This is a genomic window from Bombella sp. ESL0378 (assembly GCF_009725845.1).
In the GTDB taxonomy this organism is placed as follows: domain Bacteria; phylum Pseudomonadota; class Alphaproteobacteria; order Acetobacterales; family Acetobacteraceae; genus Bombella; species Bombella pollinis.
In genome coordinates this window covers 149,847-170,038 of record NZ_WNIF01000007.1, presented here as the reverse complement: position 1 = coordinate 170,038, position 20,192 = coordinate 149,847, and the positions used below count along the sequence as shown (strand labels likewise).

Here is a 20,192-nt window from a genome sequence, read left to right as displayed (position 1 = left end):
TTCCGTAAGGGAAGGGAGCATTACAGCTCCCTTCCTGTGTCCGTCCTCTTTATGAGGGGAGGCGGTATGGACCACCAGCTTGCACCTCAATCGCGAGGACTTGCTGGCTCGCACTGACAGGCGGACTATCATGCAGAGGCAGCTCTGCTTCGCCATTGGTCCAACGATGTGGCCCAGCCTCGATGACATCCCAACCGTTCAGGCCTCTATCTGTTAGATGGCGTGTAATGATGCTCTCACGCCCACCATTCCAGAGGGAGACTTGTCCAACGAGAACACCTAGTTGACGGCGGTCATCCATATGAGGCCCTACAGCCTCGGATGGACGGAAGGTACGCGAGCCAACGGTGACGCGCTGTGTATAGGCGGGGAGGGTAAAGAGATAACGCCCTGCCTCATGCCGTTGTGGGTGGAGCGTCTCCCCCGTTTCTAGACGGATATAAGGCGCAGGGTCCGTTGTGGTTTCCCCATCTTGGGAATTTTGTTCGGCCTCTGGATCGGTGAGGCCAAGTTCCGCTGCGCGAGCAGCAAACTTGTCATGCAAGGGCTTGACGAACTCTTGAGTAACACCCAGCGGAGCCGCGGCATTCTCATTCCAGTTAAGCTGCTCTTGCTCGACCAAGCGGAGGGTATTCTCCTCATTAGCTTCGTAATGGTCTTGCAGGTCAGTATCCAGCCAGCTTTCTGTCAAGACATCATTTGCCCAGATGACAGAATGAGGCTCCGTTTTGATGTGGTAATAATCATATTCCACTTGGCTATGGTCATAACGGATGGAGGTCCCATTGATGAGCATGCGAGCTGGGACGAAGTGACCTTCAAAATAGAAGCAATGCTCCGGTGTTACAGAGAGGTCTTTATTGGGTAAGCCGGGACCGAAGGCGTCCTTGGCTACAATAACAGACCAACCGGCGAGATCCTCTGGCTGAGAGGTATTTACACGCGCACGCCGTTGGATGACAGCTGTAATCTCGCGCGTTTCCTCACGCCCTTCATTAAGGACACAGATTGTCTCACCTTTACGCAGACGTTCAACGGCCTTCTCCCCTTTCGGGGTACGAATCATACTGCCAGCGAGGAAGCATTTTTCGTAAATAAGGACCGTATTGCCTTCACCATCATCGTTGAGGATAAAGCCACCAGCGTTATAGTTACCTTTGAGGCTCAGCTGCCATGTTGAGGCGTTAGAGCCGTTAGAATCTGTCTGTGTCACAAAGACAGTATTCCCGCTGACAGCAGTTTGCCACTTATCGGTATATTTCATCCCGTAAATACGGATACGAGCATTATACCCCATGGAGGTATTGATGAGTGTTGCGCCGGAGGCAATAGTGAGGAGCCCGCCAAGCTGCTCAGGGTCGTTTGTACCATCCGCACCGAGGACGGTAGCCCCAGAGAGGTAACCGCCAGAGGTCACCATTGTGTAAGGATGGCGTGCATAGGGCCCTTTACCAGAGTCGAAGGTAACAACGGTATCCTGTGCTGTTCCTTGGGGGCCAACAACAAGCTCATCATTGTTCGAGACTCTGGCACCACTGACCCAACCGCCGCTAGCGACATCAATATGTTGGACAGAGGCCCCGCTCATTAACACACCAGAGCCACCGCTGAGGATGGTCAGGCGGCTAACATACGCCCCCGACTGCACCGTTGCGTTACCACCGGAGATGAAGACGCTGCTAACATTGGCCCCGGAATTAATAACACCTACACCGCCATTAAGCGCGGAGAGCGTCTGGAGGCCAGCCCCACCGGCGGGAATAGCTATTGTCCCACCGCTCAGGGTAACATTCGGCACTGTTGCACCACCATCCAGCAGGGCAGAGCCACCGCTATTTATGGTAAGCGAGCTGACAGTCACCCCGGAGGCAATGTTCCCTGTCCCGCGGGAGCCTAGTGAGAGAGCATCGACTGTCCCACCGGAGGAAATATTAGCAAAGCCAGCATTATTACCAGCCCCGGTTGCGCTGATGCTGGTGACGTGGACGCCAGAAGCCAGAGAGATGAGACCGCCCGTAAGTTGAGCTGTAGCCCCATCAGCAACGCTAGCACCAGCCAGAATACTGGCTGTCCCGTTACTAATAGGCGCAAAGTTGCTTGCTGTCCCCCCAGAGCCGAGGATAAGCAAACCATTCATCCTGGCCCCAACATTATTCGCAACAGCTCCGCCGCTTACGATGACCGTCCCACCAACGGCAGCCTTATTCTGGGGATCATAACCTGCAATAGCAGCCCCGACCGAATCGCCAGATTGTGTGACCAAACCTGTACCGTTTGGACCTGCGGCATAAATGCCAGAGATAGTAGCCCCAACATTAGCGACCACCTGACCGGCACTAGCAAGCAGGTAATCTGCTGTTACCCCAGAGACGGGAGCAAAAACTTGGTTGCTATCATTAAGGGTCGCCCCGCTGTAAATGACGGCACCAGCATCAATCGTGGATGTACCACCGGTATTGATGACCAGGTTACCAGCCGTACCGCCGCTATTAAGCAGGACTGTACCTTGAGCGTTAGCGGTAACGGCACTCCCCGTACCGCCAGATGTTATCCGGATTGTACCGCCAGTAGATGCCGTAAGGACGTTACCTGTCCCTGCTGCGGAAACAACAATGTTACCGCTGGTCTGGGCAGAAAGGTTGGAGCCTAGTGCATCGCTGAGGAGTGTGATGTTACCTTGTTGTAGGGCCGTACCACCGCTGATGATACCACCAGCACTGCCAATTTCTGTACCGCCCGAAACTAAAGGAGAAAGGGCCAAGCCACCGCTATTAACTGTACCGATACCGCCTGAAAGAATGGTGGAACGGCTGGCTATACCATCTTTGTTAACAATCTCGGTTCCGCCAGCGGAGACCACATTGTTAAAGGAGGTCCCGCTACCATAACCGTAAGCGGAGGTAGCATAGCCTTTATTCAGCCATGACACATATGTCCCACCCCCAACAATGAGGGTCCCACCGCTCACAGCGATAACACTGCTTGTTGTACCGCCAGAGTTGAGCCCGGTAGCACCGCTGAGGACAGTTGATTGTGATGCGAGCCCCTTGCTCATCACGGCCTGTGTGGCAGCAGAGCCAACAAACAGCTGATTGAGTGATAACCCGTTAGAGAAGACGGATTGTTGGCCGCCGACGGTGCCGCCGCTTGCCGTTCCCCCATTCCCAACAGCGTAGAGACTGCCGGGGTTGAAGGTACCGCCCAACATAAGGCCACCACTACCGTTAACGGAGTAGCCTTTAACGGTGAAGTCAGCCCCACCACCACCAACGAGGGCGTAGCCGCCGGACCCAACAATAGAGTTAATAGCTGTACCAATCCCGGTGATAGGACCAATGCCCCCTTGGTTAGGGTCGGCTTTGGAGGTCACTGATCCAGCGAAGACGGCACCAGAATAACCTACAACCCCACCGCTAATAACCCCGCCACCGATAGCCTCAATAGAGGCGGCGGAAAGAGCGGTGGCACCATACATAAATGAGTTATTACCGGCGATGGCGATAGAGCCACCATCGACAGCGATACCATTTGTTATGTTATGGTTAAACACCGCTACGAGGGAGTTGATTATGGCCCCATTAGACCCGCTGGATAACCCGCTTACATAGTAGTTAGAAACGTTAGTGCTAAGGCCAACGGTATTTTGGGCACCGCTCAAAACTGTCGCCCACCCATCGGGGGCTTGAGCTGTCCCAATCGGGGGAAGATTATCGTACTTGGAATCAAAACTATAGGCCATGCAGAGGGCTGTCCTTCCAGCAAGTAGGGCAGAGTAAGTTCATGTGTGGCTATGATAAAAGAAGAATTAATAAAATACTATAAAAAAGTGCGCACTTTCTTAAGAAAGGGGGGTCACATTGTCCGCATAGCTGTGGGGGTGGCTGGCTTCAGCCACGCTAAAGAAAAGGAGAATCCCGTCCTTTTGCGGGGAACAGAACTCTAATTTCGTCCCAGCGCTAAGGCGCAGCGCGGTAATATCGTGAGGGTGTTGCAGCAGTGGGTGGGGTATCTCTGGATTCTCTAGGTCAATGGTATTGGGAGCGAGGTTGTTTAAATAATCCGAAGGGGATGGAATCCCGTAATCATTTGGATTTGAAGATTCGGTAATAGAGACCTTTAACGATCCTCCAAGGAATAAAGTGATTAAAGCTTGGTCTGTGGGGACTTCAAGAAGAAACTTAGTATTGGTTTGAATGAGGCATAGTTCTGCTTGGTACCCATTGCGCCGATATAATGTAAGATTCGTTAATCCATTTTGATGATGGGTTGGTTTTAAGAGAGGAATGGAGAGTAAGCCGGGTCCAGCGGGGGAGAGAAACCATTGACGAAACGCCTCTAAGCTTTCAATGATTGGATGGGTCATCCCGTATATATCCTAAAATATTGATTCTGGTCTCTGTGTAGCCATTCTTGCTGAATGGTTGGTGTCCGCGGGGGGATTCGAACCCTCGACCCCAGGATTCATACCACTTCGACTTTCATCGCCAGCCCTTCCTATTTTATAGGAAGGGCTGTTCGTGGTCTGGACTGTCTCTTCACCACAGGGAGGTCCTGCCGCGGTGTCGCCCGTACAGTCTCTACACCTTCCTGCGTCATTCAGATGAATGAGGCAGGCTTGGCTCGGGATTGGCATAGCCTACTCAATATTTATAGAGAGAGGCGTTAGCGTTCCCCGAATTTGAGCGAATTCACCGGATGGTTTGCCAGCCCGGTGCCCAATTAACTTAGGAATCCTGTGCTCTATCCTGCTGAGCTACGCGGACACGCAGGCTCTGCCTAGCGGCTTTTTTGCGCTTTCGCAAGCCTGTCTATGCAGCATAGCTCTTGGCCTGCGAGGGTGAGCGCGATATGAAGGGGGACGTTTTGATCATTTATGATCGTTATGCTCCTGTCTTTGCCATGGTGGGGGCTTCAATTTGAGACCGGCCTTGGCATGGCCTTTTCAGGTTTGCTCATGTTCTTTTCATCATCGCGCTCAGCCTTTCGCTCTTTTGTCTCTATGTACAATATGCCGCGTTATACCGTGCTGCCTCTTGTAGCGTTATTGGCTGTTGGCGGTCTGGCAGGGTGCGGCGGTGATAAGCGTAACCCATCCTCTTTAGCTGTGCCGCGTAATCACCTGTTAGGGGTGGATCGTGGTGCACAAGGGGGTGATGACCAGCTTCGCGGTGGGGTAAATGCTTATCTCTGGCGTGGGGCGATTGATACGCTTTCCTTCATGCCGATGGCCTCTGCTGATGCGCAGGGGGGTGTTATCCTTACGGATTGGTATCAGCCGGCAGGGGCGCAGGATGAGCGTTTTAAAATCGCAGCTTATATTTTGGACCGCCGGTTACGTTCCGATGCACTTCGTCTGAGTGTCTTCCGCCAGACGCGCCTTAATGGAGGGGAATGGCAGGATGCCCCCGCTGCACCGAACACAGCTTCAGACATTACGGCGCGTATTTTAGAGCGTGCCCGTCAGTTGCGCGCTGAAAATGGTGGCGGGAAGTAAGAGAGACTCATGAGCGATAAAACAGTGAATAGCGCAGCCGAGTCCGGTTTTGACTTCCATGTGCGGGAGCCGCATTGGCAAGCCCGTTGGGCTGAGGCGGGGACCTTCCATGTGCCGGATGTACCGCCAGCCGATAAGCCTAAATATTATGTGCTGGAGATGTTCCCGTATCCTTCTGGGCAGCTCCATGTAGGGCATGTGCGTAATTATACGCTAGGTGATGTCGTAGCACGTTATAAACGCGCGCGGGGTTATGCCGTGTTGCACCCTATGGGGTGGGATGCGTTTGGCCTCCCAGCGGAGAATGCCGCGCGGGAGCGTGGGGTGCATCCGGGTACATGGACATTGCAAAATATCGCCACCATGCGCGGCACGTTGCAACGGCTAGGCTTCTCGCTGGATTGGAAGCGAGAGATCGCTACATGCTTGCCGGATTATTACGGCCAGCAGCAAAAGCTCTTTCTCGATATGTTGGCAGCGGGTTTGGTAGAACGGCGCGATTCGTCAGTGAATTGGGACCCAGTGGACCAAACTGTTTTGGCAAATGAACAAGTTGTGGATGGGCGCGGTTGGCGGTCTGGCGCGTTGGTGGAGAAAAAGACGCTCTCCCAATGGTTCCTCAAAATTACCGATTTTGCTGAACCCCTTTTGGAGGGGCTGAAAATACTTGATAAATGGCCAGAGCGTGTCCGCACCATGCAGGAGCGTTGGATTGGCCGTTCTGAAGGGGCGCGGATTCGCTTCAGCCTGCATAATCCTCCGCAAGGCTATGATGTGGATGGCGATTCCATTGAGGTTTTCACCACCCGTCCTGATACGCTCTTTGGGCTAAGCTTCATTGGTATTGCAGCGGATCATCCCTTGGCGCGTAAGATTGCGGCGGGCAATGCTGAGGCGCAGAGCTTTATTGAGGAGTGCCAGAGAGTTGGCACGTCCGAAGAAGCGTTAAGCACGATGGAAAAACGCGGCTTTGATACGGGCCTGCGTGTGGTGAACCCGTTGAACCCAGAGCAAACCGCCCCGGTCTGGATCGCTAACTTCGTGCTGACAGAATATGGCACGGGTGCTGTGTTCGGGTGCCCCTGTGGGGACCAAAGAGACCTCGATTTTGCGCGTAAATATGGGTTGGATGTCCCTTCCGTTCTGCTGCCTACAGGTGAGGAAGAAGCGACGTTTAAAGTCGGGAAGAAGGCCGTCACAGGTGAGGCCACGCTTTATAATTCCGGCTTTTTGAGCGGTAAGACGACCAAAGAGGCGATTCGTGCAGCTATTGCGCGGGTGGAGGAGCTTGGCGTTGGGCAGGGTGTAACTAATTGGCGTTTGCGCGATTGGGGTATTTCTCGCCAGCGTTATTGGGGCTGCCCCATCCCTATCATCTATTGTTCGTCTTGTGGTGCGGTCCCCGTGCCAGAGGCAGAATTGCCGGTGACCTTGCCGGAGGATGTCAGTTTTGACGTACCGGGCAATCCGCTAGATCATCATCCAACATGGAAGCATGTTGCTTGCCCTAAATGTGGGGCAGAGGCGCAGCGGGAAACCGATACATGCGATACGTTTGTTGATAGCTCATGGTATTTCGCCCGCTTTACCGCCCCACAGGCCAAAACACCGACAGAGCGTAAGGCTGTTGATGGCTGGCTTGCGGTGGACCAATATATTGGCGGCATTGAGCATGCGATTTTGCATCTCCTTTATGCACGCTTCTTCACGCGTGCGATGAAGAAGACTGGCCATTTGGATGTGAGCGAGCCTTTTGCTGGCTTGTTTACGCAAGGGATGGTCACTCATGAGAGCTATCGTGATGGGGCGCAATGGCTATATCCTGATGAGGTCGAGCAGCGCGGCGCTGAAGTTGTGCGGAAGGATAACGGTAAAGCCGTGACGGTTGGACGCTCGGAGAAGATGTCCAAATCCAAGCGTAATACGGTCTCGCCTGTGGAGATTATCGAGCGTTACGGGGCTGATACAGCGCGGTGGTTTGTGCTTTCCGATAGTCCGCCAGAGCGTGATATGGAATGGACAGCAGCCGGTGTGACGGCGGCCGGACGTTTTATGCAACGTCTGTATCGGTTGGTTCAGACGGTTGCTGCGCAGGATGATCTTCATGCCGCGCATGATATGGCAGGGGATGAGTTGCGCCATGTGACTCATCGCACCATTGTCGCAGTGACGGAAGCATTGGAAGGCTTTACGCCGAATGTGGCTGTTGCGCGTCTGCATGAGCTGGCCTCGGCACTGGGTGAGGCCACTGGCCATGAGGAGGGCCTTCCCGCAGCGCGGCGTGAGGCCGCTTATGTGCTGGTGATGTTGATTTCCCCCATGATGCCGCATCTGGCAGAGGAGTTAATGTCCCTCTTAGAGCCAGAAGGCCCCATGGTTGTGGAGCGGCCTTGGCCGGAGGCAGATGAGAGCTTATTGGCGGTAAAAAAAGTCACGATTGCTGTGCAAGTGCTTGGTAAGCTGCGTGGGACGATTACATGCGCCCCTGATGAAGCTAAAGAGGTTGTTATCGCGCAAGCCAAGGATGAGCCGAATGTGGCGAAGGCTTTGGCAGGCAAGCGTATTGTTAAGGAAATCCATGTGCCAAACCGCATTGTTAATTTCGTGGTAGCAGGGTGAGTAAGAGGGGCTGGATGAGCAGTATGTGCCAAATGCAGCGTATTATACGCGGGGGGCTTGTTATTCTTGCCGCAGGATTAGGGATTACGAGCCTTGGGGCATGTGGCTTCCAGCCTCTTTATGGCAAGCAATCAGCCCAAAAAGAGGTTGCGGTTAATGACCAGTTGAAGAATGTCTTCGTTGCGAACATTCCCAGCCGTTTTGGGCAGGAAATACGCCTCGCTTTACAAAAGGAAATGGCTGGAGATGGGCCAGAGCGGCCAGAAGGCTATGTATTGCGTGTGAGTGCGACAGCCTCGTTAGAATCAGTTGATGTGCATGAAGATAACACATCTGGTCGGACGCGCGGTGTTGGTTGGGCGGATTGGCGTTTATATCGTGTCGGAGACATGGATAACGTTTTAGCACGTGGTTATGCCCGGACGATGGATGGCTATAATATGTATATTGAGCAATATTTTGCTCAAACCTTAAATAACGAGACGCTTTATAAACGGATTGGCGAAAATCTCGCTCATGAGATCACCATGCAAGTAGCCGTATGGTTTAAGGCGCATCAAGCCCTTGGGCAGGAGAAATCCATTCGTCCCGGGCGTGACCCTTATTTGGACCGTCTGCCAGGGATTCAACGGACAGATATGCAGAATCTGGGGGTGGATGGCTTTCCTTCGAGTATGACGGGGCGCAGTAGCAATAGCATTACCACTTCGACAGGTGAGGATAGCCGCCACCTACAGGAGGAAGAGGATAACGGCCTGTGAGGATAGGCACGCAGGCTGCCGAGCGGACCATTACCGAGGCAGCTCGTTGGCGTGTTGTTCTTCTCCATGGGGAGGATCATGGTCTTATCCGTGAGCGCGCTAAGCGTGCGGTGCAAACGGTTCTTGAGGATTTGGATGACCCTTTCCGCCTTGCTCGGTTAGAGGGTGAGGAACAAGGCCGTTTTGAGGAAGAAGCCTCGGCCCTTTCTTTAACAGGAGGGCGGCGGGTTGTTTGGGTGCGTGGGGTGAAGGATGAGCTTTTACCTCCGCTTAAAGAAGCTCTAGCTCAAGAGAGTGATACGCTGGTTGTGCTGGAGGGACCGGAGCTGACAGCACGCTCTAGGCTGCGACAATTTGCGGAAAAACATGAGCAGGTTGCCGCTATAGGCTGTTACCCTGAAGAAGGGCGGACCTTATCGCGCACGGTTGCGGATATGTTGGCTGAAGAGCGCATCACGCTCGATAAAGAGGCGATGGTTTGGTTCCTCGAGCATGTGGGTAATGACCGCAGCCTTGTGCGCAGTGAGGTAGAGAAGCTTCGTCTCTATGGTGAGCCGGGAACGAGATTGGATATAGAGGCGGTACAGGCTTGTGTGGGGGATTCGGGTCAAGCCTCGCTAGATGATGCTGTGTACGCAGCTTTAGCGGGTAACCGGCTGAAGGCGGACCGGGCTTTTGAGCGTGCTATGGCTGATGGCACGAGTGCTGTAGCTTTTGCGCGTGTAGCATTGTCTGTATTAGAGCGGATGCAACAGGTGAGCTTACGCGTTCAGCAAGGGGCCTCGCGGCAAGAGGCGATGGCGGCTTTAAAACCGCCTGTTTTCTTCCGCCGTAAAGATGAGTTTCTCGCTGGGCTACAACGCTGGTCCTTCCCCGCTTTGCAACAGGCCGCACGCGCTACGCAAGCTTTGGAGCTTGCATGCAAACAAAGTGGCGCACCTGATGAGTTATTATGCCGTCGTCATGTGGTAAAGCTGTGTTATCCGCGTTCTTTTTTATAAAGAAGATGTAAGTAGCATCCTCATTCTTTAAGTTCTTCTTGTAAGAAAGAATGGTTTTCCTAAAAAAGCGTTATTTTTTTTAATATGGAGGGGTTTGGTTTATCTCCTTGAAAAACATGATTATTTTTACGTCCTTCTCAAAGGGAGAGGCGTATTGGGGAGAAATTAAATTAAGTTTTATTGTTAAATGAAAATGATTATCATTTAGAGAAGAACGAGATTATTCCTTGCATGGTGATGTAAATGAGTCGATTTATCCGCAGCGGCCTTAGGCCTTTTTCAGCAGCCTTGACCTTAGGGAGCGTTGCGGGGGGAGCGTATGCAAACACAACGGCCGCTGCCGATGCTGCGCATATAGGGGCTAAGCCTAACATACAGGCGACAGAGGCCGACTCGGATGGTGACCAAACAGCCGGCGGATGTTGGTGTTCAAGCTAAGGGTGTGGAGCGCATCCATGTAGTGGGGCACCCATTTAATACATTGCATGCAAGCAATGATATGGGGCGTATGCCGCAAGATGTGATGCATACCGCTCAGACAATTGATGTTGTCCCGCGGGAGTTGATTAAGCAGCAGAATGTCAAATCTCTTGATGAAGCCCTGAAGAATGTGCCCGGTATTACAGCCTCTGTTGGGGAGGGGGCTGGTGGGATGAGTGGGGATCAATTCCTCATCCGTGGGTTCCCTGCGCAAAATGATATTTATGAGGATGGCTTGCGGGATTTTGGTGTTTATACCCGCGATAGCTTCTTCCAAGATTCGGTGAATGTCATTAAAGGCCCATCATCTGAAGTATTCGGTAATGGGACAACGGGCGGGGCGATTAATATTGTTACAAAGACCCCGACATTACATGACCATTACGGTGCTGACTTTAGCGGTGGGTCGGCTAATTTTTATCGTGGTGTTGTGGATGTTAATAAACGCATCAATGATACATCAGCCTTCCGTGTGGAAGGTATGGCTAACTCCAACGATGTTGTAGGGCGCGATTATGTATATTCCCATCGTTGGGGTGTTGCGCCATCTATAGCTTTTGGTTTGGGAACCAAGACAACTGTTGTGTTGCAGGTGATGCACCAAACATCGCGTAATGTTCCCGATTATGGTGTACCCGTTGTGAATGGCCATCCCATAACGGAGAGCTCGTCCTTTGGGGTACGGCGTAGTAATATTTATGGTAAATCGCAAGACCATGATAATAGTGACGATACAATGGAGACGCTGCGTTTAAAGCACGTCTTTAATAAGCATCTTACCTTCCATAATGATTTACGCTTTGGTGAATATAGCCGTGACTTTGCGGCATCTTCACCACAATGTGCTAATGCGTCATGCTCGGAATTGCAGATTTATAATCCGGGTTATAAGAAGGTGGACCCTGCGGCGGGGATTGGCCTTAATGGCGGGCCAATGCCGTATAAGCAAAAGAGCTGGTCTTTCCAAGATGTGGCCTCCCTACAGGCTGATTTTAAGACAGGCTTCTTGCGCCATCAGCTCGTAACGGGGGCGGATTTTGAATATGTGCAGGATTCCCGGCGGCAATATGCGTATGATGCTGTAGGGGCTAATCGGGCAATTCCGTGGCAGAATACATATCATCCTCAGCGTGATAATTATGGCTATGGGACGTGCCGCGCTGATTCTGGGAATTGTTGGAAGAATACGAATTATAGCCTAGGGCGGCCTGATTCCCATGGTTATGGGTTTGATACGGGCTTATTCTTGTACGATCAAATCTGGTTTGCAAAATGGGTGTCCATCAAAGGGGGATTCCGGTGGGACCGTTGGCAAACAGCGTATAAAACATGGGGGGCTGATGGGCAGGAAAGTGCTGCTGCACGGGGCCCGCAAGGGAAGGCTCCTTCTGCTGCGCTAAATTATCACGATACAAAAGGCGTCTTTAACCCGACAGCCAGTTTGCTCATTACTCCCAATAGCTGGCAGACCTTTTACTTCACTTATGCGAGCTCTACCACGCCGATGGGTATGTATGTGACCAATGGCGCAATCCCTATTCGCCCCCTTAATGGGCAGGTTGCTACTCAGCCAGAGCGGGCAAAGCTCTATGAGGTCGGCTCGAAGATGAGCTTCTTGCATGACCGTTTAGGGGCGACAATTTCGCTTTTCCGGCTGGATAAGAGCAACGCTCTGACAACCGACCCGATTGCGGGGCAGGTTTTGGCCACAGGGGTGAAGGAGCGTAACCAAGGCTTGGAGCTCTCCCTTGGGGGGATGATTCTGCCGGGTTGGAACATTACCGGGACGTATGCTCTATATGACCCTCGCGTGATGTCTGGCGCGAATCACGGGCGGAATATCCAATATGTGCCGCATAATCAGGCGACCTTATGGACCGCATATGAAGCCTTCCCCGGTAAGTTGTGGAACTTTACGATTGGCGGAGGCGTTACATGGCGAGAAGGCGTGTATCTGGACCTCGCAAATACGGCGAAAGTCCCGGCTAATGTGGAGTTCGATTCTTACATATCCCATCGTATCAATCGGCATTGGGTCGTATCGCTTAATGCGTATAACCTCTCCAACCGTTTGAATTATAATTCCCTCTTTACAAACCGCGTTACCCCAGCGCCGGGCCGTGCCTTCTTGGGGCGGTTGAGCATGGATTATTAAATCACCACTCAAAATATCAGGGTGTGAACCGCGCTTGCTTGCCTTTCAGAGAAGGGCAAGGGGCGCGGTTTTTTGTGAATGCGCGTTTGTTATCTCACTGTTCTGTAACATTTATGAGGGGAGAGGCACGCACTTAAAGCGGCTTTTATGATGGGGCCTTGGCTGAATGATAGGAGAATACTGCGCTTTTTGTGTTGTGGCAATTAAGACACAATCGCAACTTTAAATAGTTTGTCATCTTTTTTAATGTTTGAAATTGAGAATAATTATCATGTAGGAGAAAAATCATCCTCTTTCGAGGGGCTGTATCATTCTTGCTGTGGAGCATCTTTTATGAGCCGTTTTATTCACCGGTGCCTTAGGCCAGCATCTGCCGCTCTGACATTAGGGAGTGTTGCAGGGGGAGCTTATGCTGCTGATGTGGCTGCAAGCCAGCATCAGGATAGTGCGAAACCAGGTGATAAACGTCATGTCGCTGCAAAGGCTGAGCATAAGGCTGTCACTCAACAACATGCGCCGTCATCTGCGACGCAGGGGAGCGCAACGCAGCTGGCTTCAGCGCAAACCACCCCGCAGCAAGAGGGAGTCCAAGCGAAGGGTGTAGAGCACATCCATGTGATTGGGCATCCTTTTAATACCATGCATGCAAGCAATGATATGGGACGCTTGCCGCAGGATGTGATGCATACGGCGCAGACGATTGATGTTGTTCCGCGGGAGCTGATTAAGCAGCAAAATGCGAAATCATTGGATGAAGCCTTGCGCAATGTCCCCGGCATTACGGCTTCCGTTGGGGAAGGGGCTGGTGGGTTGAATGGCGACCAATTCCTCATCCGTGGCTTCCCTGCGCAGAATGATATTTATGAAGATGGCTTGCGGGATTTTGGTGTCTATTCACGCGATAGCTTCAATTATGATTCCGTGAATGTCATTAAGGGGCCATCCTCTCAGGTCTTTGGGAATGGGACGACCGGCGGGGCCATCAATGTCGTTACAAAGACCCCGACGGTTAATAATCATTATAATGTCGATTTTAGCGGCGGGTCTGCCGATTATTTCCGCGGTACGGTGGATATTAACCAGCGTATTAATGATACAACGGCCTTCCGTATAGAAGGGCTGGGGGCCTCCAATAATGTTGTCGGGCGGGACCATGTGTGGGACCACCGCTGGGGGATTGCGCCGTCTATCGCGTTTGGGCTGGGGACAAAGACAACCGTTGTCCTGCAAGTCACACACGAGACGGATAATAGCGTACCTGATTATGGGATGCCCGTTGTCAAGGCGCGTGGCTCAGCCTATGGGCGGCCTATCTCAGAATATGGCGTCCCGCGGGAGAATTGGTACGGCAAACGCCAAGACCATAACCATACTGATGATACGATGGAGACATTGCGGCTGAAGCATATCTTCAACGACCATCTAACCTTCCATAATGATACGCGTTTTGGTGAATATAGTCGTAATTTTGAGGCCTCTAAGCTTGCTTGTGGGGCGCAATGTGTGAATGCGCTCAATAGTGGTAATTACGGGGCTGGGAGCATTCTTCGTAATACAAATGGGAGTGTGCCGCTGCCTTATAAGCAAAATAGCTGGTCCTTCCAGGATGTAGCGTCTTTGCAGGCTGATTTTAAGACAGGCTTCTTACGGCATCAGGTCGTGACGGGTGTTGATATGGAATATGTCCATGATTCCCGGCATCAGGATACTTATGAGGGTGTATCTATTAAAAACCCTACACCTACAGCGAATATGCTTAACCCTAACCCTGATAATGTGCCTGATGCGATGGTGCGCCGTGTGTCGGCACGGGCGAACTCTATGCCGGATATTGCCGGGATTGGGAAGAAGCCGAGCAGCCGTGGCTATGGGTTTGATACGGGTATCTTCTTGTATGACCAGATTTGGTTTACCAAATGGGCGTCTATTAAAGGTGGCTTCCGTTGGGACCGTTGGCAGAGCAATTATAGGGTCTATGGCCTTGAGAACTTGCCTAATAATCCTGACCGTAGCTTCCCGCAGACAAAGAATACCTTTAACCCAACGGCTAGCCTGATTTTAACGCCTACAAAATGGCAGACGATTTACTTCACCTATGCGAGTTCTACAACCCCAACGGGGATGTATGTAACAAGTGGGGCTGTGCCCGTACGGCCGGGGAGACAGGGGGGCGTGGATACGCGGCCGCAAAAAGCACGTTTGTATGAGGTAGGCAGTAAGTTCAGCCTATTGCATGACCGCTTAGGGGCTACCATCTCGCTCTTCCGGTTGGATAAGGATAACGCGCTGACGACTGATCCCGTCTCTAACTCCACCATTAATACAGGGGCACAGCAGCGTAACCAAGGGATGGAACTCTCCGTTGGGGGGATGATCCTACCGGGATGGAACATCACAGCGACTTACGCATTATATGACCCCAAGACATCGCCTAACGGTGGGGGAAAGATGCATAATCAAATCCAATATGTGCCACATAATCAGGCGACCTTGTGGTCTGCTTATGAGGCCTTCCCCGGTAAACCGTGGAACTTTACCATCGGTGGGGGGCTAACATGGCGTCAAGGCGTGTATTTGAATAACGATAACACGAGCAAGGTCCCTGCTAATTTGGACTTTGACTCCGTTATTTCTCATCGTTTTGGGCGGCATTGGGTTGCCTCTCTTAACGGCTATAACCTCGCCAATCGTCTGAATTATAATAGTCTCTTTGCAGGTTATGCGACCCCAGCACCGGGGCGGACCTTCTTGGGCCGTTTGACGATGGATTATTAATTTTGGTCTATCCTTCTTGTATCGCAGGGAGGATGGGGTGAAAGTTTCATAAGGAGCGGGCTGGGACTGCCTGCTCCTTTTTACGAATACCCTGCTGACATGGGATAATGGAAAGGCGTGATTTTATGATGTTGCATATTCCTGCGGTTCTCTCCGCGGAGGAGCTGGCAGAACTACGTGGCCGTCTTGCAGCGGGAGAATGGGTTGATGGCCGTGGGACGGCGGGGCCGCAATCAGGCAGTGTAAAAAACAATCTCCAAATCGCGCCGGATAGCCCTTTAGGGCGTGAGCTTTCTACCTTTGTGTTGCGTAAATTGGGGACGAATCCTCTTTATAATAGCGCAGTCCTCCCTTTACGCCTCGTTCCTCCTTTGTTTAATCGCTATGATGTCGGGATGAACTTTGGGGCGCATGTGGATAATGCGTTGCGTCCTATCCCCGGTACAGGTCATCGTGTCCGAACGGATGTATCCAGCACACTCTTTATTTCCGATTTGGATGAATATGAGGGCGGGGAGCTAGTTCTTCATGGCCCGTCCGAGGAGAAGCGGGTACGGCTTCCTGCGGGGGATATGATTGTGTATCCCACAACAGCGTTGCATACTGTAACGCCTGTTACGCGTGGTAGCCGTTGGGGGTCGTTCTTCTGGGCGCAATCAGTGATTCGCTCGCAGGAGCATCGGTCTATCTTGTTTGATTTGGACCAGAGCATCATGGCTCTGACAGAGACACACGGGCCGAAGGATCAAGAAGTCCTAAGGTTGACCAATGTGTATCATAATTTATTGCGGAGTTGGGCGGAGCTATAAAGGGACCGCATCTAGACTTTAAGAACCGGCGGCGGAGCTAGGGCTCCGCCTGCATAACGGTACAATGTGGGGTAACTGGCTTTAAAGCTCGTCACTGGTGACGGTGGAGACCTGTGCACGCAAACCACTTTGAGGGACTTGGATATCAATCTCCAATTTGGAGCATTTATGCCCTCTATCAAGCTTTACATGAACATTATCTTCATCTACCGACACATGGCGTGCGAGGACCTCTAGAATCTCCGCATGTAAGGTACGGAGGAGGGTAGAATCCCCCCCCGCTTGGGCTTGACGCTCATGGGCTAGGAGAATCTGTAAACGGTCCCGGGCAACATTACTGCTTGTTACGGGGCGTTTTTTATTAAAAAAGCTATCCAGAAAACTCATGAGCCCCTCTTTTTGAAGATGCGGTCAAATAGGCCACGTTTTTCTGTAGGAACATTGACAGGGATGTCCTTGCCTTTAAGCCGCTCTACAGCCTCAAAATAGGCCATAGCAGGGGCACTTTCAGGGGCGGCAAAAGTGACGGGAGCTCCTACATTGGAGGCTTTAAGGACATCTTCACTCTCTGGCACAACGCCGAGCAGTGGAAGGGAGAGGATACCCACCACATCTTCCACACTGAGCATCTCTCCGCGTGCAGCGCGGCTAGGGTCGTAGCGTGTCACAAGGAGATGTTTCTCCACTGTTTCACCTTTTTGGGCGCGGGCGGTCTGGCTATCCAACATCCCGATGATGCGGTCGGAGTCACGCACAGAGCTAACCTCTGGGTTTGTGACAATGACCGCATCATCAGCATGATGCATCGCAAGCTGTGCCCCGCGCTCAATTCCTGCTGGGCTGTCGCAGAGGATCCAGTCGAAGCGTTCTTGTAATTCCTGCATGACGCGGGCAACGCCCTCGGCGGTGAGGGCGTCTTTATCGCGTGTTTGGGAAGCAGGGAGGATAGAGAGGGTCTCGCAGCGTTTATCACGGATAAGGGCTTGGGAGAGGGTGGCCTCATTTTGGATGACGTTGATGAGGTCGAAAACGACCCGCCGCTCCACACCCATGATGAGGTCTAGATTACGCAAGCCTACGTCAAAATCGACCACAGCCACATTCTGCCCGCTATGTGCCAAAGCGGCACCTAGGGCGGCTGTCGTTGTTGTTTTGCCAACGCCCCCTTTACCGGATGTAACAACCACAATCTTTGCCATGAAGTTCCCAGCCTTCCTAATTTGAGTGGCCGATTAGCCGAATGTTAGCAGCACACACATTATGGACCTTAGGAGGAGCCTTTATCCTCCTTATCTGTCCCCACACTCTATAGTAGCTCCTAGAAAATGATAAGATGTCCTTGCATGAAAAATACACAATGTTTCTTTCAAGAGTGTAAAAACGATCAGTTTTTTATAACAGCTGCTTGTAGAAGAACGATTTTTAGCTGTTCATCTTCTAGATAAACTTGAGCAGCTTGCCCGATAGGCTCAGCAGGCATTTCCTCAGCAACCATGTAAAAACCATCAATGGCGAGCAATTCCGCTTCCATTTTGGTGGTATAGATGCGCGCATGAGGGCGACCATCGACCCCGGCAATGGCGCGCCCACGCAGGGGGCCATAAACATGGATAGACCCCCCAGCGATAATTTCCGCCCCAGAGGAGACCGGCCCTAGGATAATGACATCACCATCAGGGTTTTGGATAGATTGCCCAGAGCGTACGGGGCGATTAATGATGAGGGGTTCTTTGATAGGGTTAAGAGGCGGGGCTTTTTCTTCTTCCTCAGGGAGTTGGACAGGCCCGCTGGGGCGACCGCCTTGGAGTTCGATAGGCCATTCCCATGTTTGTAAGGCTTGCCAGTGGCGGTCAGCCCCTTCTATGCCGATAAGATGAATATGGCGTTGGCGGAGTTCTTGCTGGAAGCCTGCAAGGCCTTCAGTATGTTCATCAAGTAGGCCAAGATCTAAAATAACGGGCTGGCGATTGAAGAACCCAGCCGCGCGTTGCATGTGATTATCCAGCCCAGCGAGCCAGTCTTTTAAAGGGGCCTCTGGAGAGAGAATAAGCGCAAGGAAAGAACGGCCACGGGCACGGATAGTCATGCCATTAGGCTTTGAGGCTTGCACTGAAGGCCCATCTGATGGATGAAGTGGCTGAGATGCTGAGGGGTTGGGCATGAAGCTGGGGTCACCTGGCTGTTTGTAGAATTATGGAGTGTCTTTTAATGGTCCATAGCATAAAAATGCGTTAGGAAGGACATATGCGTATACTGCATCACTTACCCCTCTCTCCGCAATCGCGTTTTGTGCGTCTTATGCTTGCTGAAAAAGGCTTGCCTTTTGAGCTTGTTATAGAGAAGACATGGGAACAAAATGACGCGTTCCATAAGTTAAATCCGGCGGGGGAAGTGCCCGTTTTGGTAGAAGATAACGGCATGGTTGTGCCCGGAGCGCGGGTTATTGCTGAATATCTGGAGGAAGCGTATCCAGAGACATTTCTATTAGGCCGCACCATGGCAGAGCGTATTGAAATCCGCCGTTTGATTGATTGGTTTGATCGCCTTTTTCAGCAGGAAGTGACAGTAAATTTGCTAGGGGAGAAGGTAGAGAAGCGTCTTTTTGGGCAGGGGGCTCCAGATGGGAATATTCTGCAAGCGGGCTATAAGAATCTACGCTTCCATTTAGATTATATTGGCTATTTGGCAGAGACGCGTACATGGCTTGGTGGTACGGCCCTTTCTGCGGCGGATTTTATCGCTGCGGCACATTTCTCTGCGCTGGATTTTCTGGGTGATATTGACTGGCGTGCAGCCCCTTGTGTGCGCGATTGGTACGCCCGCATTAAGTCGCGCCCTTGCTTTCGGGCCTTATTAAGCGATCGAGTGAGTGGCGTTACCCCACCTGCACATTATGCGGATCTCGATTTTTGAATGTGGGATGTTATCGTTATAGGGGCTGGTGCAGCGGGGATGATGGCCGCTGCTAAAGCTGGGCAGAAGGGTGCGTGCGTCCTTGTGCTGGACCATGCAGAGCAGCCGGGGCGGAAGATTCTGATTTCTGGCGGGGGGCGATGTAATTTTACGAACATTAAGGCGGATTGGAGGTATTATCGCTCCGAAAATCCGCATTTTTGCCGTTCAGCCCTAGCGCGTTATCGCCCTCAAGATTTTTTGGCTTTGGTGGAAGCCCACAAGATAAGCTGGCATGAGAAGGAAGATGGTCAGCTTTTTTGTGATGAATCTGCCCGGCAGATTGTCACAATGTTGGAGACTGAATGTCGTGCCGCGCATGTGCGCTTTCAGCTTGGTTGTGTGGTGCGGGATGTCGCGCATGATGGCCATGTTTTTGCGGTGGAGACCGCGCAGGGTGTGCTTCAGACGCGGGCGGTGATTTTGGCAACCGGTGGGTTGGCTTTGCCAAAATTAGGGGCAACGGACTTCTCTTTACGCATCGCGCAGCGTTTTGGGCTGCGTGTGGTTGCACCGGCTCCGGCCTTAGTGCCCTTTTGTCTGACTGAGGCCCAGCCGGAGCTTGCCGGTGTGTCTTTGCCTGTTACGGCGTCTCTTATGGGGCGGAAAAAACCCTGCTTTACGGGGGGGATGGTCTTTACACATCGGGGTGTGTCTGGCCCTGCGATTTTACAGATTTCTTCATGGTGGGAGAGGGGTGAGGCTGTGCGTCTTAATCTTCTCCCCGGCCGAGATGTGTATGAGATGATGCGGACTATCAGCCAAAAACGGCCCAAGGCCCATGCTGCGGCTTTGGTGGAGGCCCTGCCTGCGCGTCTAGCACGATATCTTGTTCATGGACGGATGGATGGACGTCCTTTGGCAGAACAGCCCGCAAAATCTGTGCGTGTTTTAGCAAACTATGTGGCAGATTGGACGATAAGGCCGAGCAGCACGGAAGGGTATGCTAAGGCGGAGGTCATGCGGGGAGGAGTGGATACGCGGGACTTGTCCTCCCAAACGATGGAGGCACGCTCTGTGCCGGGGCTTTATATTGTGGGGGAAGCGGTGGATGTGACGGGCTGGTTGGGGGGCTATAACTTCCAATGGGCATGGGCGAGTGGTGTGGCAGCAGGACAGGCTGCGGCAGAACGGGTTAACGTATAG

The 20,192-nt window shown here is 52.2% G+C and carries 14 protein-coding genes; 9 read left to right on the top strand and 5 right to left on the bottom strand.

All coding sequences use genetic code 11. From position 1 onward, the window contains the following. Nucleotides 1–49 precede the first annotated feature (49 nt). Both GM556_RS05975 and GM556_RS05970 read right to left on the bottom strand, forming a co-directional pair. A complete protein-coding gene (locus tag GM556_RS05975) occupies nucleotides 50–3,739 on the bottom strand; it encodes a Hint domain-containing protein (protein ID WP_155579555.1) in 3,690 nt (1,229 codons plus the stop codon). A 99-nt stretch (nucleotides 3,740–3,838) separates the two neighbouring features. Then, the gene (locus GM556_RS05970) at nucleotides 3,839–4,363 is read right to left on the bottom strand and encodes a hypothetical protein (protein WP_155573653.1); all 525 of its coding nucleotides are present in this window, start codon (nucleotides 4,361–4,363) and stop codon (nucleotides 3,839–3,841) included. A gap of 636 nt (nucleotides 4,364–4,999) precedes the next feature. On the opposite strand from GM556_RS05970, the gene GM556_RS05965 reads away from it, so the two are divergent. The 7 genes from GM556_RS05965 to GM556_RS05935 all read left to right on the top strand — a co-directional run bounded on the left by GM556_RS05965 (nucleotide 5,000) and on the right by GM556_RS05935 (nucleotide 16,094). Beyond that, complete coding sequence (locus GM556_RS05965; RefSeq protein WP_155573745.1) at nucleotides 5,000–5,494, top strand: DUF3576 domain-containing protein; 495 nt, start codon at nucleotides 5,000–5,002, stop codon at nucleotides 5,492–5,494. A 9-nt stretch (nucleotides 5,495–5,503) separates the two neighbouring features. Then, complete coding sequence (gene leuS / locus GM556_RS05960; RefSeq protein WP_155579554.1) at nucleotides 5,504–8,113, top strand: leucine--tRNA ligase; 2,610 nt, start codon at nucleotides 5,504–5,506, stop codon at nucleotides 8,111–8,113. Between the two features lie 14 nt (nucleotides 8,114–8,127). Continuing rightward, complete coding sequence (locus GM556_RS05955) at nucleotides 8,128–8,874, top strand: hypothetical protein (RefSeq protein WP_230873307.1); 747 nt, start codon at nucleotides 8,128–8,130, stop codon at nucleotides 8,872–8,874. Further along, complete coding sequence (gene holA, locus GM556_RS05950) at nucleotides 8,871–9,875, top strand: DNA polymerase III subunit delta (protein ID WP_370513600.1); 1,005 nt, start codon at nucleotides 8,871–8,873, stop codon at nucleotides 9,873–9,875. Before GM556_RS05955 ends, holA begins: the two co-directional genes overlap by 4 nt. Before the next feature lie 397 nt (nucleotides 9,876–10,272). Further along, complete coding sequence (locus GM556_RS05945; RefSeq protein WP_155579553.1) at nucleotides 10,273–12,510, top strand: TonB-dependent siderophore receptor; 2,238 nt, start codon at nucleotides 10,273–10,275, stop codon at nucleotides 12,508–12,510. A 333-nt stretch (nucleotides 12,511–12,843) separates the two neighbouring features. Continuing rightward, nucleotides 12,844–15,285 carry a TonB-dependent siderophore receptor gene (locus GM556_RS05940; protein WP_155579552.1) on the top strand — a complete coding sequence of 814 codons (2,442 nt, stop codon included), beginning with the start codon at nucleotides 12,844–12,846 and terminating at the stop codon, nucleotides 15,283–15,285. Nucleotides 15,286–15,410: 125 nt separating this feature from the next. Next, complete coding sequence (locus tag GM556_RS05935; RefSeq protein WP_155573649.1) at nucleotides 15,411–16,094, top strand: Fe2+-dependent dioxygenase; 684 nt, start codon at nucleotides 15,411–15,413, stop codon at nucleotides 16,092–16,094. Nucleotides 16,095–16,175: 81 nt separating this feature from the next. Here GM556_RS05935 and minE read toward each other — a convergent pair whose 3' ends face one another. The 3 genes from minE to minC form a co-directional block, all read right to left on the bottom strand. After that, on the bottom strand, nucleotides 16,176–16,481 hold the full coding sequence (minE, locus tag GM556_RS05930; protein ID WP_155573648.1) for a cell division topological specificity factor MinE: 306 nt from the start codon (nucleotides 16,479–16,481) through the stop codon (nucleotides 16,176–16,178). Further along, nucleotides 16,478–17,293, bottom strand: a complete 816-nt coding sequence (minD, locus tag GM556_RS05925) for a septum site-determining protein MinD (protein ID WP_155579551.1) — start codon at nucleotides 17,291–17,293, stop codon at nucleotides 16,478–16,480. Before minD ends, minE begins: the two co-directional genes overlap by 4 nt. Before the next feature lie 185 nt (nucleotides 17,294–17,478). Further along, nucleotides 17,479–18,255: a septum site-determining protein MinC gene (gene minC, locus GM556_RS05920; RefSeq protein WP_370513599.1), complete on the bottom strand. Its 777-nt coding sequence runs from the start codon at nucleotides 18,253–18,255 to the stop codon at nucleotides 17,479–17,481. 83 nt (nucleotides 18,256–18,338) lie between these two features. Here minC and GM556_RS05915 point away from each other — a divergent pair, with 83 nt between their 5' ends. Together GM556_RS05915 and GM556_RS05910 are read left to right on the top strand one after the other, a co-directional pair. Further along, the gene (locus tag GM556_RS05915) at nucleotides 18,339–19,007 is read left to right on the top strand and encodes a glutathione S-transferase family protein (RefSeq protein WP_155573645.1); all 669 of its coding nucleotides are present in this window, start codon (nucleotides 18,339–18,341) and stop codon (nucleotides 19,005–19,007) included. Then, nucleotides 19,008–20,192 carry an aminoacetone oxidase family FAD-binding enzyme gene (locus GM556_RS05910; protein ID WP_155579550.1) on the top strand — a complete coding sequence of 395 codons (1,185 nt, stop codon included), beginning with the start codon at nucleotides 19,008–19,010 and terminating at the stop codon, nucleotides 20,190–20,192.

Bases quoted from the DNA above. Each gene is read 5' to 3' on its own strand.
- minE (WP_155573648.1), bottom strand. From the start codon at position 16,481: ATGAGTTTTCTGGATAGCTTTTTTAATAAAAAACGCCCCGTAACAAGC.
- GM556_RS05955 (WP_230873307.1), top strand. From the start codon at position 8,128: ATGAGCAGTATGTGCCAAATGCAGCGTATTATACGCGGGGGGCTTGTT.
- GM556_RS05965 (WP_155573745.1), top strand. From the start codon at position 5,000: ATGTACAATATGCCGCGTTATACCGTGCTGCCTCTTGTAGCGTTATTG.
- minC (WP_370513599.1), bottom strand. From the start codon at position 18,255: ATGCCCAACCCCTCAGCATCTCAGCCACTTCATCCATCAGATGGGCCT.
- GM556_RS05915 (WP_155573645.1), top strand. From the start codon at position 18,339: ATGCGTATACTGCATCACTTACCCCTCTCTCCGCAATCGCGTTTTGTG.
- leuS (WP_155579554.1), top strand. From the start codon at position 5,504: ATGAGCGATAAAACAGTGAATAGCGCAGCCGAGTCCGGTTTTGACTTC.
- GM556_RS05910 (WP_155579550.1), top strand. From the start codon at position 19,008: ATGTGGGATGTTATCGTTATAGGGGCTGGTGCAGCGGGGATGATGGCC.
- GM556_RS05970 (WP_155573653.1), bottom strand. From the start codon at position 4,363: ATGACCCATCCAATCATTGAAAGCTTAGAGGCGTTTCGTCAATGGTTT.
- GM556_RS05945 (WP_155579553.1), top strand. From the start codon at position 10,273: ATGGTGACCAAACAGCCGGCGGATGTTGGTGTTCAAGCTAAGGGTGTG.
- GM556_RS05975 (WP_155579555.1), bottom strand. From the start codon at position 3,739: ATGGCCTATAGTTTTGATTCCAAGTACGATAATCTTCCCCCGATTGGG.
- minD (WP_155579551.1), bottom strand. From the start codon at position 17,293: ATGGCAAAGATTGTGGTTGTTACATCCGGTAAAGGGGGCGTTGGCAAA.
- GM556_RS05940 (WP_155579552.1), top strand. From the start codon at position 12,844: ATGAGCCGTTTTATTCACCGGTGCCTTAGGCCAGCATCTGCCGCTCTG.
- GM556_RS05935 (WP_155573649.1), top strand. From the start codon at position 15,411: ATGATGTTGCATATTCCTGCGGTTCTCTCCGCGGAGGAGCTGGCAGAA.